The sequence below is a fragment of the Sphingopyxis sp. Q841 genome (genome assembly GCF_052384365.1).
Lineage (GTDB): Bacteria > Pseudomonadota > Alphaproteobacteria > Sphingomonadales > Sphingomonadaceae > Sphingopyxis > Sphingopyxis terrae_A.
In genome coordinates this window covers 495,581-512,687 of sequence record NZ_JBQSUM010000002.1, presented here as the reverse complement: position 1 = coordinate 512,687, position 17,107 = coordinate 495,581, and the positions used below count along the sequence as shown (strand labels likewise).

Here is a 17,107-nt window from a genome sequence, read left to right as displayed (position 1 = left end):
AGGGCATAGCGAAAGCGTATTGCTGTGTCAATACAGTGGGGCGCCATATCCTCCCTGTCGCTAAGCGATGGGGAGGGGGACCGCCCGAAGGGTGGTGGAGGGGCCGATGCGCCCTCGCCCCTCCGTCAGCCCTGCGGGCTGCCACCTCCCCACCGCTGCGCGGCAGGGAGGAGCAACCACTCAGCCGAGCGCCTGCAAGGCCTTCATCACCACCATCGACTGTTCGCTGCCCGACTGGGGCACGATTTCGCCGGTGCGGTCGATGATCTTGTCCCACGCCGCGGCGACGCCTTCGGGCGTGCGCTGGTCTTCGGGCAGGGCGACGCCGGGGGTCGCGGTGATATAGGCGGCGTGATAGGCGCCTGCGCCCGCGCCGACGATCATGTTCGACGGCGAATCTTCGCTCACCAGGAACAGCGCGGCCGGCGCAACATTTTCGGGGGTGAATTTCTCGAACAGTTCGGGCGGGAAAATGTCTTCGGTCATGCGCGTGCCCGCGACCGGCGCGATCGTGTTGCAGCGGATGTTATATTTCGCGCCTTCGAGGTGCAGCGTCTTGGTCAGGCCGGCAAGGCCGAGCTTCGCCGCGCCGTAATTGGCCTGGCCGAAATTGCCGTAGAGGCCGGTCGACGAGGCGGTCATCAGGATGCGGCCATAGGCCTGGTCGCGCATCAGATCCCAGCATGCCTTGGTGACGTTGGCGCTGCCGAGCAGATGGACCTGCACGACGAGGTTGAAATCCTCCATCGTCATCTTGGCAAAGCTCTTGTCGCGCAGGATGCCGGCGTTGTTGATCAGGATGTGGACGCCGCCCCATTCCTCTTTCGCCTTGGCCACCATTTCGACCATATGCTCATATTCGGTGACGCTGCCGCCGTTCGACATGGCGGTGCCGCCCGCGGCGCGGATTTCCTCGACGACCTGCAGTGCGGCGTCCGAATGGCCGGTGCCATCGCGCGCGCCGCCGAGGTCGTTGACGACGACCTTCGCGCCGCGCCGGGCGAGTTCGAGCGCATAGGCGCGGCCCAGGCCGCCGCCGGCGCCGGTGACAATGGCAACGCGGCCGTCAAATTTGATCGTCATGCTGATCTCCTATCGGGGGCATCCCGCAAAAGGTTGCCCAAGAAAACTGGCACGTCCTTAACCGCTCGCGGCGGGCAGGCAAGGGGGGAGGGGCAATTTTGGCGGGTGCAACAAAATGTCATCTGTCATCGAAATGTAACCGAAATGACGTGCGACTGTCATCTGACCGTCATAACAGCGCCACCGGATCGTCACCTTTTCGCAATGGAGCCTTCTGCATGCGTCCGACCCTGACCGCCGCCCTGTTGGCGACGACGATGTTCTGCATCCCCACGACCGCGCATGCGCAGGCGATGAGTGCGGAGGAAGCCGCCGCGCTGCGCGCCGAACTGGCTGCCCTCAAGGCCAAGGTCGAGACGCTCGAAGACCGCCTCGATGCCGCGACCGCGCCGGGCGCCGTTCCATCGGGCACGGTGACCGCAGCGACGCCAGCACTCGCCCCGGTAACGGCCGCGGCAGCCCCCGCGAAACCCGGCCCGGACATCGCGTGGAAGGGCGCGCCCGAGATCAAGACCGCCGATGGCTGGAGCTTCAAGCCGCGCGGCCGCATCCAGCTCGATCTTGCCAGCATCGACGCGCCGCCGGGCGTTACCGACACGCATGGCGGCCTCGCGACCGAATTCCGCCGCGTCTATCTGGGCGTCGACGGCAAGATTCCGGGCGGAATCAGCTACCGCGTCGAGGCCGATGTCGCGAACAGCTCGGTCGAACTGACCGACGTCTATCTGACCTATGGCACCGGCCCGCTCTCGATCACCGCCGGGCAGATCAAACCTTTCTGGTCGCTCGAGGAAATGACGAGCGACCTCTTCACCAGCTTTGCCGAGCGCGCCGCCTTTACCCAAGCGTTCGGATTCGAGCGGCGCGTCGGCCTGTCGGGCCAGTATAAGGGCAAGGCGCTGCTCGTGCAGGGCGGGGTGTTCGGCGACAATGCCAACGACCTGCTGAGCGATTCGGACAATAGTATGAGCGTCGACGGCCGGGTAGTGTGGATGCCCCGCTTCGGCGATACCCAGCTTCACCTCGGGGCATCGGCGCACTGGCGCAAGGCGAACGACGGACCGAGCGCGGTGCGCTATGCCGCGCGGCCCTTTGTCCACACGACGAACAGCCGGCTTGTCGACACCGGCACATTCACCGCGACGAGCGAGCGCGGACTGGGGCTTGAGGGGGCGCTGATCGCCGGCCCCTTCCACGTCGCCAGCGAAGGCTTCTGGCAGACCGCGCGCCGTCCGGGCCTTGCCGACCCGACCTTCTTTGGTGGCTATGCCGAAGTCGGCTATGTGCTGACGCGCGGCGATCGCCGCGGGTATAAGGACGGCAGTTTCGACCGGCTCGCACCGTCGCGCCCGATCACCGCGGGCGGCCCCGGCGCGATCGAGATCAACGCCCGGTACGACCATCTCGACCTCAGCGGTGCGGGCATCGCCGGCGGGCGCCAGCGCACGCTGGGCGTCGCGGTCGTGTGGGCACCGATCCCCTATCTGCGCCTGACCGCCAACTACGGCCATCTGATGTACGACGATGCCGCGATCGGCAGCACGAGCGGCGACCGCAACTATTCGGCCGACGCCTTCGGCCTGCGGACGCAGATCGACTTCTGATTGGGAGAGTCTGCTTTGGGGTGATGGGGTGGACGCCCCCCGGCGGCATCGATGTGCCATAGTGGAGGTGTTATCACACCACTAGAGGAGGCGTCCGTGTTGGAAGTTAGCATAATCGGATTGGATATCGCGAAGAATGTTTTTCATGCGCACGGCGTGGATGCGAGCGGGCGAGCACTGTTCAGCCGCAAGATCGGCCGAGGGAAGCTGCTGGAGTTCTTTGCTGGGCACCAGCGTTGTACGGTCGCGCTGGAAGCCTGTGGGGGCGCGCACCATTGGGGCCGAGAGCTGACACGGCTGGGATACAAGGTGAAGCTGATCCCGCCGGCGTATGTGAAGCCGTTCGTGAAGCGGAACAAGAATGATGCGGCGGATGCGGAGGCGATCTGCGAGGCCGCCCAGCGCCCGAGCATGCGGTTCGTGGCGATCAAGAGCGAAGAGCAGCAGGCGTCAGGCCTGGTGTTCCGGACCCGTGACCTGCTGGTGCGGCAGCGCACCCAGCTGATCAATGCCATCCGAGGTCATCTTACCGAATATGGCTGGGTAGCGCCCAAGGGTCCCTCGCATGTCGCGATGCTCGGCGATCTGCTTGAGGACGAGATGGCCTCGTCGCTACCCGAGGCAGCCAGGGCGATGTTCCGCACGATGCTCGACCTGCTGGAGGAGCTGAACGAGAAGATCGGCGATCTCGACAAGGAGATTGCGCGGCGGGCTCGTGAGGATGCCGTCGCGAGGCGGCTTATGACGATCCCTGGGGTTGGACCGATTACGGCCACCGCATTGGCGGCTCTGGCACCGCCGGCAGAAAGCTTCACCAAGGGACGGGACTTTGCGGCGTGGCTAGGTCTGGCGCCAAGGCAGATGTCGACGGGCGGCAAGCAGAAGCTGGGCTCGATATCCAAAATGGGCGAGCGCACACTGCGGCGATTGCTCATCATCGGTTGCAGTGCGGTGGTCCTGCAGGCCAGCAAGCGAGGCGCGCCTCAAGGCTCCTGGCTCGAGCAGATGATGGCGAGGAAACCGCGTATGCTGGTCACGGTTGCCCTTGCCAACAAGACAGCGCGGATCATCTGGGCCGTGCTCGTGAAGGAAGAGGATTACAGAGCTCCGGTCGCAGCCGCGGCGTAAGCCAAGGCGGACCAGAGGTCGCCGGAAGGCGTAGTCGGTCGAAGGAGAGTATGGCACAACAGTCGGCGAGACGGGGCCGGAAGAACCAGGGCTTTCCACTGTGCCGCGAGCACGCTGTGGGTGATGTGGTTCCGGTCCGCGAACTCCCATACGGGCCCGCAGCCTCCGATGCTGCATTGCAAGGCCGGACAGATGGCCGCATCCGACTACGTGCACTACCTCCAAAAATCGCTTGCGTCTTTTGGGGCGTCCACAGATGGGAAGCTGCCACCCTCTATTTTCGTCATCCCGGCGAAGGCCGGGATCTCTCCGGTGCGCTATTCCGTTAGGTAGAGATCCCGGCCTTCGCCGGGATGACGATGAAAGAAAGATCGGCCGACAGCCGCAACCGGCCGTTAGCCGTCAATCACAGAGCCGCCCCGCAAGCGAATCTTCTGCCCGATCAGACGCTTTTCCCCGCGTCGAGTGCGTAGCCTGCGGAGCGCACGGTCCGGATGATGTCGGCGGTGCCGGGCAGATTGATCGCCTTGCGCAGCCGCCGGATATGGACGTCGACGGTGCGCAGTTCGATGTCGCTGTCCTGGCCCCATACGCTGTCGAGCAACTGTCCGCGCGAAAAGACGCGGCCGGGATGCTCCATGAAGTGGCGCAGCAGGCGAAATTCGGTCGGCCCCATGCTCACCACCTGACCGCTGCGGACGACCTTGTGCGCCACCGAATCGAGTTCGATGTCGGCATAGGCCAGGATCTCGCCGGCCAGCGCCGGGCGCAGGCGGCGCAGCACCGCGGAAACGCGCGCCACCAGTTCGCGCGGGCTGAACGGTTTGGTGACATAATCATCGGCACCGGTTTCGAGGCCGCGGATGCGGTCCTCTTCCTCGCCGCGCGCGGTCAGCATGATGATCGGCACATTCGCCGATTTCGGGTTGCGGCGCAGGCGGCGGCACACCTCGATCCCCGGCAGGCTTTCGATCATCCAGTCGAGCAGGACGATGTCGGGCACGCGTTCCTCGACGAGGACGAGCGCTTGCTCGCCGTCGGGGGTCTGGCGGACCGAAAAACCTTCGCGGGCGAAATGCCAGACGATGAGTTCGGCGATCGCCTCGTCATCCTCGATCAGCAGCAGGTCGGGCTGCGGCATCAGCCTTGCTCCTTCTCCGCCGTCGCGCTGTCTTCGGGCGTTTCGCCGCGTTCGCGCTCCTCCATCCGCTCACCGGTGACGACATAATAGACCATCTCGGCGATGTTGGTCGCATGGTCGCCCATGCGTTCCAGATTCTTGGCGACGAACAGCAGATGCGCGCTCTCGGTAATATATTTCGGATTTTCCATCATGAAGGTGACGAGCGTGCGGAAGATGCTGTTGTAGAAATCATCGACATTCTTGTCGCGCACCGTGACCCGCACCGCGAGGTCGGCGTCGCGCGCAGCGAAGCTGTCGAGCGCGTCGTGGATCAGCTCGGCGACGATGGCCGACATCGACATCAGCACCGGGATCGATTCGATCGATCGCGTCTGGTCCATCAGCGCGACGCGCTTGGCGATATTCTTCGCATAGTCACCGATCCGTTCGACGACCGACACGATCTTGAGCGCCGCGATCATCTCGCGCAGATCGTCGGCCATCGGGGCGCGGAGCGCGATCGTCTGCACCGTGAGCTGTTCGACTTCGGCCTCGAGCGCGTCGATCTTCTTGTCGCCCTCCACCACCTGTGCCGCGAGGGCGAGGTCGCCCTTGCTGAGCGCGGTCATCGCCTGGAGCAGCGCCTGTTCGGCGCGCCCGCCCATTTCGCTGATCAGGCCGCGGAGGCGATTGATGTCCTCGTCGAACGCCTTGACCGTATGATCGTTCACAACTGCCATCGCTCTCGTTCCTGTCCTTCTTCGCCCGCGCCTTAACCGTAGCGGCCGGTGATATAATCCTTGGTGCGTTCCTGCTTCGGGTTGGTGAAGATGTCGGTCGTCTTACCGTATTCGACCAGCGTCCCGAGGTGGAAAAAGGCGGTGCGCTGCGACACGCGGGCCGCCTGCTGCATATTGTGCGTGACGATCACGATAGCATATTTGCCGCGCAGTTCGTGGATCAGTTCCTCGATCTTGGCGGTCGCGATCGGGTCGAGCGCCGAGCAGGGCTCGTCCATCAGGATGACTTCGGGGTCGACCGCGATCGCCCGCGCGATGCACAGGCGCTGCTGCTGGCCGCCCGACAGCGCGGTGCCGCTTTCACCCAGCCGGTCCTTGACCTCGTCCCACAGGCCGGCGCGGGTCAGCGCGCGCTCGACGATGACGTCGAGGTCGGCCTTGTTCGCGGCAAGCCCGTGGATGCGCGAGCCATAGGCGACATTGTCATAGATCGACTTGGGAAAGGGGTTCGGTTTCTGGAACACCATGCCGACGCGCGCGCGCAACTGCACAACGTCCATCGACGGCGCGTAGATGTCCTCGCCGTCGAGCTCGATCCGGCCGGTGACGCGCGCGCTGGCGACGGTATCGTTCATGCGGTTGAGCGACCGCAGAAAGGTCGACTTGCCGCAGCCCGAGGGGCCGATGAAGGCGGTGACGAGGTCGGTGCCGACGTCGATCGACACGTCCTTGATCGCCTGCTTGTCGCCATAGAAGACGTTGACGCCCTCGGCGCGCATCTTGGGATCGGCGATGATCAGATCGTCGTTGGTCATGGTCAGGGAGCTCATTTTCACCAGCGTTTTTCGAACTTGTTACGGAGATAGATGGCAAGCGCGTTCATCGACAGCAGCACGAACAGCAGCACGATGATCGCCGCCGAGGTCTTTTCGACGAAGCCGCGGTCGACCTCGTCCGACCAGAGGAAAATCTGCATCGGCAGCACCGTCGAGGGCGAGCAGAGGCCGCCCGGAACGTCGCCGATGAAGGCGCGCATCCCGACGAGCAGCAGCGGCGCCGTCTCGCCCAGCGCGCGCGCCATGCCGATGATCGTGCCGGTCAGGATGCCGGGCAGGGCGAGCGGCAGGACATGGTGGAACACCACCTGCACGGGACTGGCCCCGACGCCCAGTGCGGCGTCCCGGATCGACGGCGGCACCGACTTGATCGCGTTGCGGCTGGCGATGACGATGACCGGCATCGTCATCAGCGCCAGCGTCAGCCCGCCGACGAGCGGGCTCGCCTGGCAGAGGCCGAACCAGTTGATGAACACCGCGAGCGCGAGCAGGCCGAAGATGATCGAGGGCACCGCGGCCAGATTGTTGATCGACACTTCGATCAGGTCGGTCCAGCGGTTCTTCGGCGCATATTCTTCCAGATAGAGCGCCGCGAGCACGCCGGTGGGGAAGGCGATCAGAAAGGCGATGAAGATCGTCATCAACGATCCCTTGAGCGCCCCCCAGATCCCCGCGACGGCAGGATCGGTCGCGTCGGCATTTTTGAAGAAGGGCGTGTGAAAGCCCGTCGACAGCTTGCCTTCCGTTTCGAGCGCATCGACCCGTTCGCCCAGCGCGCCCTTCGCGCCTTCCTTGGCGGCGATGTCGACCGCGCTCGATGCGGGGAGTTCGAACAGCGACTTGCCGACGAGCAGTTCGGGATCGGCCTTGATCCGGGTGCGGACTTCCTTCCACGCATTTTCGCTGATCAGCTGCGACCCGTCCTTGCCCAGCGCCTCGTCGGCGGCAAAGGCGACGATGTCGGCGAGCCCGGCGTTGGCGATCACCTGATCGGCGTCGGCGTCCGACAATCGCGCCTTGTCGACCGTCAGCGGCATCGCCTTGAAGTCGATCGGCACCGCGACATGGGTGTAGGTAAAGCCGCGCGCGCCGTTGCCGACCATCACGAACAGCAGGAAGGCGAGGAAAAAGCCCGACAGCAGCACCGCGCCCAGCCCCATCGCCTTGAACCGGCGTTCGGCGGCGTAGCGGCCCGCGATGCGCTTTTGCATCGCCGCGCCTTTCCAGTCGGTCGGGGCGGTGTCTCTATTCATAGGCTTCGCGATACTTTTTGACGATGCGCAGGGCGACGATGTTGAGCAGCAGCGTGACGATGAACAGCACGAGGCCGAGCGCGAAGGCCGCGAGCGTCTTGGCGCTGTCGAATTCCTGGTCGCCGGTCAGCAGCTTGACGATCTGCGCCGTCACCGTGGTGACGCTGGCGAAGGGGTTGGCGGTGAGGTTGGCGGAGAGGCCCGCGGCCATCACCACGATCATCGTTTCGCCGATCGCGCGGCTGACCGCGAGCAAGATGCCGCCCATCACGCCCGGCAGTGCGGCGGGGATCAGCACCTGGCGGATCGTCTCGTTCGGCGTCGCGCCCAGCGCGAGGCTGCCGTCGCGCATCGCCTGCGGCACCGCGTTGATACTGTCGTCGGCCATCGACGAGACGAAGGGGATGATCATCACGCCCATCACGATACCCGCGGCGAGCGCGCTTTCGGTGCTCGCGTTCGGCACGCCGAGCATTACTGCGAAATTGCGCAGCGCCGGCGCGACGGTCAGTGCCGCGAAATAGCCGTAAACGACCGTCGGCACGCCCGCCAGGATCTCGAGGCACGGCTTCACCCATTTGCGCACCGTCGGCGCCGCATATTGGGTGAGGTAGACCGCGGTCATCATGCCGATCGGGATCGCAACGATCATCGCGATGATCGCGCCGATCAGTACCGTGCCCCAGAACAGCGGGATGCCGCCGAAGGTGCCGGGCTGCGGCGCGCCGCTCTGCGGGTTCCAATAGGTGCCGAACAAAAGCTCGGTCGCAGGGACGAGGCGGAAGAAGCGGATCGATTCGAACAGCAGCGACAGCACGATGCCGAAGGTCGTGAGGATCGCGACGAGCGAAGCGATGAGCAGCAGCGCCATCACGATCCGTTCGACCCGCGTCCGCGCGCGGAAATCGGGCTTGATCCGCGTAAAGGCATAAAGTCCGCCGGCAAGCGCCAGCGCGAGCATTGCTGCGATGCCGATCCACGCATAGCGGTGCGTCGCATCGGCATAGGGTTTGACGAGCGGTGCCGCCTCGGCGATGCGCACCGCCGCCTGCTTGCCCTGCGCGACGGCGCGCGCGTCGGACAGCATCGCGCCGCGTTCGAAGCCGAAGGCGGGCAGGCTCTGCGCCTCGGGGCTGGCGAGCACGGCGTTGGTGATCAGCGCCGGCGACATGCTCGACCAGACGGCAAGGAAGATCGCGGCGGGCGCGAACAGCCACAGCGCGACATACCAGCCATGATATTGCGGCCGCGAATGCAGCCGGGTGCCCGCGCGGCCCGCGAGCAGCGCCGAGCGCGCCCGGCCAGCCAGCCAGCCGATCAGCGCAAGCCCCCCGATCAGGAGCAATAAGGCGGCGGCGTTGAAAGTCACATCGTCCCCGTTATCGTCTGGCCCGCCGCAACCCAAAGCGGCCGCGCGTGGCAATTTGATGACTCGGCGTCATAATTTCCGATCCGCTCGCATTCTGGTCCGTTCGCATCGAGCGAAGTCGAGATGCCCCTCGACCATGCGCTTACCCGACGGGTGTCTCGACTTCGCTCGACACGAACGGGATGGGAGCGACCCAAAAAGCGGCGGCCGGGGGCAGGGGGATGTGGCCCCCCGCGTCCCGGCCGCCGGCGGGGGAGATTATTTAAGCTCCGAACCGTCGAGCGGCGTCATGTCCTTCGCCGCGGCGGCGGCCTTCGCCGACACGTCGGGGGGCGAGATCACCAGGCCCTTGGCGGCCAGATAGCCGTCCTTCGCCGCACCCTTCAGGAATTCGGCGACATATTCGGCCAGGCCGGGGATCACGCCGACATGCGCCTTCTTGACATAGATGAACAGCGGGCGCGCGCCGGGATAGCTGCCGCCGGCGATCGTGTCATAGGTCGGGCTGACGCCCTGCACCGGAACCGCCTTGATCTTGTCCTTGTTCGCATCGAGGTACGAAAAGCCGAAGATGCCCAGGCTGTCGGGATTCTTGTCGAGCTTCGAGATGATCAGATTATCATTCTCGCCCTGTTCGACATAGAAGGGCGCGCCGCGCAGGCCGGTGCACACCGCTTCATGCTTGTCCTTGTCGCTGTCCTTCAGCGCCTTCATCGCGGGGTCGGCGTCGCAGCCCTTGCCCATGATCAGTTCCTTGAACGCGTCATAGGTGCCGCTGGTCGACGGCGGGCCGAAGACCGAAATGCCGACCGCGGGCAGCGCCGGGTTGACGTCTTTCCACGTCTTGGCGGTGTTCGGCTTGCCATAGGGGTTCGCCGCGAGCGCCTTATAGACATCTTCCTCGGTCAGCTTGAAGCCGGGGCCGCGCTGCGCTTCGCCCAGCGCGATGCCGTCGATGCCGACCTGGATTTCGACGATGTCCTTGACGCCATTCTTGACGCAGGTGTCGAATTCCTTCTTCTTCATGCGGCGCGAGGCGTTCGAGATGTCGGGGGTGTCGCCGCCGACGCCCTGGCAAAAGCGTTCGAAGCCGCCGCCGGTGCCGGTCGAATCGATCTTCGGCGTCTTGTTGCCCGTCGCTTCGGCGAATTTTTCGCCGACCGCGGTGGCAAAGGGATAGACGGTCGAGGAGCCGACGGCGCTGATATAATCGCGCGCGGCGCCGCCCGAGGAGGCCTGATCCTGACACGCCGAAAGCGCCAGCGCGGCGGTCGCGGCGCAGGCGAGCAGGCCGGTGGTGCGGGCAAATTTCTTCACCATGAAATGATCCTGTCGGGGGTCGTTACCGAACCAAGCCGCCACCCCCGCGGCGACTCGCTGAGCCGCCAATGGGGGTTTTGTGTGACGCGTTTGTGACAGGGAGTGTCATGGAAGTGTCATGGGAGTCAGTCGATTAAGGCCGATACCTCTCAAAATCGAATTCTTCGGTCAACGCATCCAAGTCGTTGCTAGATATTGCGCTCTCTTTATAGAGAGCAGCTATAAATTCCTTAAACTTGTGACTACCCGGCAAGTCTGCGTTGCCATTTCTGGCTTGATCGAATATGTATCGTATGTGTTCAATATTGAATGTAGCAGCGAATGGTATTGCTACCATGTCGCAAGTTCATTTGCTTTATCCCAGTTTCGTGCCTCACAATAGAGATGTGCAGCTTTTTCTAGCATTTCGTCCGGCATTGCGGGATTGGTTCTGGAAAAATCCACAGCTGTCAGTGTACCTAACCGGGTTCGAGCAACCTCTTCGAGCCAATCAATTCTTAGGCCTTTTCTAACGGCATTTCCTACGTTCGTCGTGTCAGTGTGAAGAACCCAATTTCTGATAGCCGTCCTCGATGCTTGATCCGTCGCGGGCGGTAGGTCAGGACAGCGTAGAACAACGTATGAGGCAGTCTCAATTGCTTCATCAGAACCGGATGAAAGAAGTTTTCCGAGGTTTTGCGCGGCACGGCCTACGACAATGTCTTTATGGAGCTCAATCATTCCTTCGAGAGCAACGTACGGATAAATCTTCCTATAAAATATGTGATTGTTATCAACCAATCCAAAAACGATTTCGTCAACAGTGCCGCGAACCAAAGAATCTCTCGCATTGTCCAAACCGATGCCGGACAATGATACCGCTGCTTCTGTGCCATTTTTAGGAAAGTATTGAGAAGAAATAGTCTGACGAAATAGCTCTAGTGCTGCCTTTTCTTGGCGAGGTCGCTGCGTAAGTACAAGCAGAAGGGAATTACTAATATGAAGACGAGCTAACTCCGCAGTCGGCAAGTAGTTCTGCTCAGCAGCCAGAAATGTGGGATGAGCGCATCTGTTTCTATCTTCTCGGAGTCTCGCTAAATCGCGAAACTCGCTCGCGCCAAAAAATTCTAAGCTATCTCGAAAAAATTCGAGCAAGTCTCGTTCAAAATTCAGAAGGCCGGAAATCGCTTGAGCATTACCTCGATCATATTGCCCTTGATGTTTCGCTAGGTCGGCCAGCTTTGTCTGACAAGCACCATCGCCAATAGCCGCTAAGGCGCGCATCTTCTCGATTAAATCATAGCACACAGCAATATAGGCCATTAGGCCGTGTTGACAAAAGGGATTCCCAAGCCCGCCTCCTTCTGATTCAAGACTGCTTTTTGAGGAGCAGTCATGGGTCGCGGGGATTTGTCGGATGCGGAGTGGGAACTGATCGGGCCACTGCTGCCGCCTGAGCGCGGCCGTTGGGCGCGGCCCGCGGGCGATAACCGGCTCTTCCTCAATGGAATGCTTCACGTGCTGCGGGGCGGCTGCCCCTGGCGCGACATGCACGAGCGGTACGGCAAATGGAACTCGGTCTATGTGCGCTTCCGCCGCTGGGCCGAACAGGGTGTCTGGGATGCCTTGCTGCAAACGCTGGTCGATCTGGGTCTAACCGACGACTGGCAACACATGATCGACAGCACCAGCGTTCGCGGCCACGTCTCGGCAGCGGGCGGAAAAGGGGGGCTTGTGCGAACGCTCTTGGTCGATCACGCGGCGGCTTTACGAGCAAGATCCACGCCCGCTGCGACAATCAAGGACTGCCTGTCGGCTTCATCCTGACCGGCGGCGAGGCCTCTGATTACACGGCCGCCGAACCGCTGATGGCGATCCCCGTCGCCACACCCAAGGCGCTGCTCGCGGACAAGGGCTATGATGGTAATCGCTTCCGCGACAGCCTGCTCGTCCGGGGCATCCTGCCGATCATCCCGCCCCGCTCGAACCGCAAGGTGCCAGAGCATCCCGACTATCGACGCTACCGGGACCGCAACCGCGTCGAGCGAATGTTCGGCAAGCTCAAACAGCAACGACGGATCGCCACCCGATACGACAAGACACTTCTCTCGTTCGAGAGCTTCCTCAACCTCGCCGCCTCGCGCCTATGGCTGAAGTCTTTTGTCAACACGACCTAGGATCGCGGCGCGGTACGACCCAGCTTCGTAACATTTGATGGCCTCGATGATTTGACTTTTGCTCTCATCGTTTTGGCATTTCATGGAAAGTTGTTCGAAGTTTGCGAGCATATCCATCACTTCAATGAAAAAAGACGCAATTGTCTGACCATATATTCCTGCCGTCATAATCAGAATCATCCCTTATGGAAGGCGAAAGAATAATGATCCTCATCACCGGCCACGTCATCCTCACCCCCGAGCATCGCGAGCGCATGATCGCGCTCGGTGTCGAACATAGCGCGCGCTCGCGGGCTGAGCCGGGGTGTCTGGCGCATCATTGCCATATTGATGCCGTGCCTCGACAAGCTGAGGATGGCTCGGCTTATGAATGTCTGACGTTCGTCGAAGAGTGGGAGAGCGTCGATGCGGTGCGCGCCCATTTCGCGCTGCCCGCCGCGCGCGCCTTTCGTCGCCGACATGCGCGCCCTCTCGCCGCAGCCGCCCGCGATCCGCATCTATGCCGCCGAGGATATGACGGCGAAGCTGATGGGGTAAATCTCCCCTCCCGCTTGCGGGAGGGGTTGGGGGTGGGCCGCGCTTGGGTGCGCGCATCCGATGTTGATTGCCCACCCCGCTGCGACTAGCGAACGGGTTCGCAAGTCTCGCAGTCCCTCCCGCAAGCGGGCGGGGAGAGATCAGGCCGGGGGGCATATGACGGGGTTCGAATTCAGCTTTTCCTTTTTCGGCCTGATCCTGGGCCTCGCGCTGGCCGAGGGGCTGGGCGGGTTGGCGCGCGCGCTCAAGGCCAGCCACCGCGTCCGCATCGGCTGGCCGACCGCGCTGCTCGGCCTGTTCGTGTCGTGCGATGTCGTCACCTTCTGGATGTACGGATGGAGCCTGCGCGAGCTGTTGCCGCTGAACTGGCCGATCCTGTTCGGCGGCTTCGTCGTCACCGCGGTCTATTTCGTCGCGGCGAGCCTGGTCTTTCCCGACGATCCGGAGGCGTGGGACGACCTTAACGCCCATTTCGACAAACAGCGGCGGCTGGTGATCGGCAGCGTGTTGCTGTGCAACGTCGCATTGCTGGCCACCGTCGGCTGGCTGCACGGCGTACCGGCGCCCACCAGCGTTCGCACCTTCATTGTCGCATGGTCCTTCTTCCCCGTCGCGGCGCTCGCGATCGCGGCAAAGGACCGCCGCATCGTCGTCGCCTGCCTGATCTGGCTCCTAGCGCTCTATCCGCTGTCGGCGGTGTGGCATTGATTTCCCTCCCTCTTCCGCTTGCGGGAGGGGCAGCGAGACTTGCGAGCTTGCTCGCTAGTCGCAGCGGGGTGGGCATAGGCAAGGGCAAGGCTTGCTTCGCTCGCACCCACCCCTAACCCCTCCCGCAGGCGGGAAGGGGACGGGTCATTTTCCCAGCAACGGCGCCAGATATTGGCCGGTGAAGCTGCGCGGTTCCTTCACCACCTGTTCGGGCGTCCCCGCCGCGACGATCTCGCCGCCCTTGACCCCGCCTTCGGGGCCGAGGTCGACGATCCAGTCGGCGGTCTTGATAACGTCCAGGTTATGCTCGATCACCACCACGCTGTTGCCCTGATCGACCAGCGCCTGCAGCACTTCGAGCAGCTTGCGCACATCCTCGAAATGGAGGCCGGTGGTCGGTTCGTCGAGGATGTAGAGCGTCTGTCCGGTCGAGCGGCGCGAGAGTTCCTTGGCGAGCTTTACCCGCTGCGCCTCGCCGCCCGACAGCGTCGTCGCCTGCTGCCCGACCTTGATATAGCCGAGGCCGACGCGGACGAGCATCTCCATCTTGTCGCGGATCGCGGGCACCGCCTTGAAGAACTCCGCCGCATCCTCGACCGTCATGTCGAGCACGTCGGCGATGCTCATCCCCTTGAACTTCACCTCGAGCGTTTCGCGGTTGTAGCGTTTGCCGTGGCACGTCTCGCACGTCACATAGACGTCGGGCAGGAAGTGCATCTCGATCTTGATCAGCCCGTCGCCGGTGCAGGTTTCGCAGCGCCCGCCCTTGACGTTGAAGCTGAAGCGGCCGGGCTTGTAACCGCGCGCCTGCGCCTCGGGCAGCCCCGCGAACCAGTCGCGGATCGTCGTGAAGGCGCCGGTGTACGTCGCCGGGTTCGAGCGCGGGGTGCGGCCGATCGGCGACTGGTCGATGTCGATCACCTTGTCGCAACGCTCAAGGCCGGTCAGGCTGTCGTGCGGCCCCGCGACCATCCGCGCGCCGTTGAGCGTGCGCGCCGCGCTGGCGTAGAGCGTGTCGATGACAAGGCTCGACTTGCCCGATCCCGACAGGCCGGTGACGCAGGTGAAGGTGCCGAGCGGGATCGTCGCGGTGACATTCTGGAGGTTGTTGGCGCGCGCGCCCTTCAGCACCAGGTCGAACCCGTTGCCGGGGCGGCGGTGCGTCGGCACCTCGATCTTCTTCGCGCCGGTGAGGTAGGCCGCGGTCAGGCTCTTCTTGTTCGCCAGCACCTGTTTCAGCGTGCCTTCGGCGACGATTTCGCCGCCATGGACGCCCGCGCCGGGGCCCATGTCGACGACATAATCGGCGTGGCGGATCGCATCCTCGTCATGTTCGACGACGATCACCGTGTTGCCGAGGTCGCGGAGGCGCTTGAGCGTTGCGAGCAGCCGGTCGTTGTCGCGCTGGTGCAGGCCGATGCTGGGTTCGTCGAGGACATAAAGCACGCCGGAGAGGCCGCTGCCGATTTGTGACGCAAGACGGATGCGCTGGCTTTCGCCGCCGCTGAGCGTGCCGCTGGTGCGGTTGAGGTTGAGATAATCGAGCCCGACATTGTTGAGGAAGCCGAGCCGCTCGTTGATCTCTTTCAGAATCGCCTTCGCGATCTGGCGCTGCTGATCGTTGAGCTTCTCGTCGAGCGCGCTGAACCAGGCGAGCGCGTCGGCGACCGAGCGCTGCGCCGACATGCTGATGTCCTCGCCCGCGATCTTGACCGCGAGCGGTTCGGGGCGCAGGCGCGCGCCGTGGCACGTCTCACACGGCTGTGCGGTCTGATATTTGCCCAGTTCCTCGCGCATCCACGCGCTTTCGGTCTGGAGCATCCGGCGGTTGAGGTTGCCGATCACCCCCTCGAACGCTTTGTGCGTGGTATAGGTGCGCCGGCCGTCCTTGAAGGTCAGCTCGACCGGCTTGCCGCCGCTGCCGTAAAGAATGATGAGCTGCACCTCGCCGGGCAGATCCTGCCACGGCGTGTCGAGGCCGAAACCATAGGCTTTGCCCAGGCTTTCGAGCACCTGCATATAATAGGGCGAGGGCGGGTTCGATTTCGCCCATGGCACGACGGCGCCTTTTTTCAGGCTGAGCGCATGGTTGGGGACGACCAGCTCGGGGTCGAATTCCAGCCGCTCGCCAAGGCCGTCGCATGCGGGACAAGCGCCCTGCGGCGCGTTGAAGCTGAACAGCCGCGGTTCGATCTCGGCAATCGTGAAGCCCGAAACGGGGCAGGAAAATTTCTCGGAAAAGATGATGCGGTTGGCAGGGATGCCGGCGCCTTTCATGGCGCCGCCGACTTCGCCGTCGCGCCCCGGAACGTCGCCGTCGGCAAGGTCGACATAGGCGAGCCCTTCGGCGAGTTTCAGCGCCGTCTCGAAACTGTCGGCAAGCCGCGTCGCGATCCCCTCGCGCACGACGATCCGATCGACCACGACCTCGATGTCATGCTTGTATTTCTTGTCGAGCGCCGGAGCGTCCTCGATCTCGTAAAATTCGCCGTCGATGCGGACGCGGGTGAAGCCGTCCTTCTGCCACTGCGCGAGTTCCTTCTTATATTCGCCCTTGCGTCCCCGCACGACGGGCGCGAGCAGATAGGCCCGCGTTCCTTCAGGCAGGTCCATCACCCGGTCGACCATCTGGCTGACCGTCTGCGCCGAAATCGGCTCGCCGGTCGCCGGTGAATAGGGAATGCCGACACGCGCCCAGAGCAGGCGCATATAGTCGTAGATTTCGGTGACGGTGGCCACCGTCGAGCGCGGGTTACGGCTCGTCGTCTTCTGTTCGATGCTGATCGCCGGCGACAGCCCGTCAATATGTTCGACGTCGGGCTTCTGCATCATTTCCAGGAACTGGCGCGCATAGGCCGACAGGCTCTCGACATAGCGCCGCTGGCCCTCGGCATAGATGGTGTCGAAGGCGAGGCTCGACTTGCCGCTGCCCGACAGGCCGGTGATGACGATCAGCGCATCGCGCGGCAGATCGACGTCGACGCCCTTCAGATTATGCTCGCGCGCGCCGCGCACCGAAATATGGGTGAGACTCATGGGGTGGGTATGTTCCAGATTTGTTCCGGCCGCGCAAGAGGGCGCCGCTCGCTCGAACGCCTAGATAGGAAGCGGCTGCTTTGCGCGCAACGGGGCGTCGATTCCACCAACGAACGAGTGCGTTCGACCAGCGGCCTGCATCTTGCTTGACCTGCGATTGGCGCGGGCGGACAAGTCGCCATGGCCTGCGGCGGATCGGCCCTTGAACCGTGCG

General features: G+C 63.4%; 13 protein-coding genes and 1 pseudogene. 5 read left to right on the top strand and 9 right to left on the bottom strand.

Features of this window, described 5'->3' with window-relative positions:
• Positions 1-180 precede the first annotated feature (180 nt).
• Positions 181-1,083, bottom strand: a complete 903-nt coding sequence (locus ACT17R_RS12800) for an SDR family oxidoreductase (protein WP_444809557.1) — start codon at positions 1,081-1,083, stop codon at positions 181-183.
• Positions 1,084-1,301: 218 nt separating this feature from the next.
• On the opposite strand from ACT17R_RS12800, the gene ACT17R_RS12795 reads away from it, so the two are divergent.
• Together ACT17R_RS12795 and ACT17R_RS12790 are read left to right on the top strand one after the other, a co-directional pair.
• Positions 1,302-2,687, top strand: a complete 1,386-nt coding sequence (locus ACT17R_RS12795; protein WP_444809556.1) for an OprO/OprP family phosphate-selective porin — start codon at positions 1,302-1,304, stop codon at positions 2,685-2,687.
• A gap of 96 nt (positions 2,688-2,783) precedes the next feature.
• Complete coding sequence (locus ACT17R_RS12790; RefSeq protein WP_444809475.1) at positions 2,784-3,815, top strand: IS110 family transposase; 1,032 nt, start codon at positions 2,784-2,786, stop codon at positions 3,813-3,815.
• A gap of 442 nt (positions 3,816-4,257) precedes the next feature.
• Here the strand turns inward: ACT17R_RS12790 and phoB are convergent, their stop codons facing one another.
• The 7 genes from phoB to ACT17R_RS12755 form a co-directional block, all read right to left on the bottom strand.
• Complete coding sequence (gene phoB / locus ACT17R_RS12785) at positions 4,258-4,956, bottom strand: phosphate regulon transcriptional regulator PhoB (protein WP_058812037.1); 699 nt, start codon at positions 4,954-4,956, stop codon at positions 4,258-4,260.
• Positions 4,956-5,669 carry a phosphate signaling complex protein PhoU gene (gene phoU / locus ACT17R_RS12780; protein WP_003039083.1) on the bottom strand — a complete coding sequence of 238 codons (714 nt, stop codon included), beginning with the start codon at positions 5,667-5,669 and terminating at the stop codon, positions 4,956-4,958. Before phoU ends, phoB begins: the two co-directional genes overlap by 1 nt.
• 41 nt (positions 5,670-5,710) lie before the next feature.
• The gene (gene pstB, locus ACT17R_RS12775; protein WP_058812153.1) at positions 5,711-6,493 is read right to left on the bottom strand and encodes a phosphate ABC transporter ATP-binding protein PstB; all 783 of its coding nucleotides are present in this window, start codon (positions 6,491-6,493) and stop codon (positions 5,711-5,713) included.
• Between the two features lie 17 nt (positions 6,494-6,510).
• Positions 6,511-7,767: a phosphate ABC transporter permease PstA gene (pstA, locus tag ACT17R_RS12770; RefSeq protein ID WP_444809555.1), complete on the bottom strand. Its 1,257-nt coding sequence runs from the start codon at positions 7,765-7,767 to the stop codon at positions 6,511-6,513.
• Positions 7,760-9,136, bottom strand: coding sequence for a phosphate ABC transporter permease subunit PstC (gene pstC, locus ACT17R_RS12765; protein WP_444809554.1), 1,377 nt, complete (start codon positions 9,134-9,136; stop codon positions 7,760-7,762). The genes pstA and pstC overlap by 8 nt, the downstream gene beginning before the upstream one ends.
• A 258-nt stretch (positions 9,137-9,394) precedes the next feature.
• Positions 9,395-10,456, bottom strand: coding sequence for a substrate-binding domain-containing protein (locus tag ACT17R_RS12760; RefSeq protein ID WP_058812041.1), 1,062 nt, complete (start codon positions 10,454-10,456; stop codon positions 9,395-9,397).
• A 330-nt stretch (positions 10,457-10,786) separates the two neighbouring features.
• A complete protein-coding gene (locus ACT17R_RS12755) occupies positions 10,787-11,758 on the bottom strand; it encodes a hypothetical protein (protein WP_444809553.1) in 972 nt (323 codons plus the stop codon).
• A gap of 72 nt (positions 11,759-11,830) precedes the next feature.
• Between ACT17R_RS12755 and ACT17R_RS12750 the strand changes: the two are divergent.
• The 3 genes and pseudogenes from ACT17R_RS12750 to ACT17R_RS12740 all read left to right on the top strand — a co-directional run bounded on the left by ACT17R_RS12750 (position 11,831) and on the right by ACT17R_RS12740 (position 13,857).
• Positions 11,831-12,612 (top strand): annotated as a pseudogene (locus tag ACT17R_RS12750) (IS5 family transposase).
• Positions 12,613-12,815: 203 nt separating this feature from the next.
• Positions 12,816-13,238, top strand: coding sequence for a putative quinol monooxygenase (locus ACT17R_RS12745; RefSeq protein WP_444809552.1), 423 nt, complete (start codon positions 12,816-12,818; stop codon positions 13,236-13,238).
• A 67-nt stretch (positions 13,239-13,305) separates the two neighbouring features.
• A complete protein-coding gene (locus ACT17R_RS12740) occupies positions 13,306-13,857 on the top strand; it encodes a hypothetical protein (protein WP_444809551.1) in 552 nt (183 codons plus the stop codon).
• Positions 13,858-14,001: 144 nt separating this feature from the next.
• Here the strand turns inward: ACT17R_RS12740 and uvrA are convergent, their stop codons facing one another.
• On the bottom strand, positions 14,002-16,893 hold the full coding sequence (gene uvrA, locus ACT17R_RS12735; RefSeq protein WP_444809550.1) for an excinuclease ABC subunit UvrA: 2,892 nt from the start codon (positions 16,891-16,893) through the stop codon (positions 14,002-14,004).
• Between the last annotated feature and the right edge of the window lie 214 nt (positions 16,894-17,107).

Excerpts from the sequence above, each read along its gene's own strand:
- ACT17R_RS12800 (WP_444809557.1), bottom strand. The coding sequence starts at position 1,083 with ATGACGATCAAATTTGACGGCCGCGTTGCCATTGTCACCGGCGCCGGC.
- ACT17R_RS12795 (WP_444809556.1), top strand. The coding sequence starts at position 1,302 with ATGCGTCCGACCCTGACCGCCGCCCTGTTGGCGACGACGATGTTCTGC.
- phoB (WP_058812037.1), bottom strand. The coding sequence starts at position 4,956 with ATGCCGCAGCCCGACCTGCTGCTGATCGAGGATGACGAGGCGATCGCC.
- pstB (WP_058812153.1), bottom strand. The coding sequence starts at position 6,493 with ATGACCAACGACGATCTGATCATCGCCGATCCCAAGATGCGCGCCGAG.
- pstA (WP_444809555.1), bottom strand. The coding sequence starts at position 7,767 with ATGAATAGAGACACCGCCCCGACCGACTGGAAAGGCGCGGCGATGCAA.
- ACT17R_RS12760 (WP_058812041.1), bottom strand. The coding sequence starts at position 10,456 with ATGGTGAAGAAATTTGCCCGCACCACCGGCCTGCTCGCCTGCGCCGCG.
- ACT17R_RS12755 (WP_444809553.1), bottom strand. The coding sequence starts at position 11,758 with ATGGCCTATATTGCTGTGTGCTATGATTTAATCGAGAAGATGCGCGCC.
- ACT17R_RS12745 (WP_444809552.1), top strand. The coding sequence starts at position 12,816 with ATGATCCTCATCACCGGCCACGTCATCCTCACCCCCGAGCATCGCGAG.
- ACT17R_RS12740 (WP_444809551.1), top strand. The coding sequence starts at position 13,306 with ATGACGGGGTTCGAATTCAGCTTTTCCTTTTTCGGCCTGATCCTGGGC.
- uvrA (WP_444809550.1), bottom strand. The coding sequence starts at position 16,893 with ATGAGTCTCACCCATATTTCGGTGCGCGGCGCGCGCGAGCATAATCTG.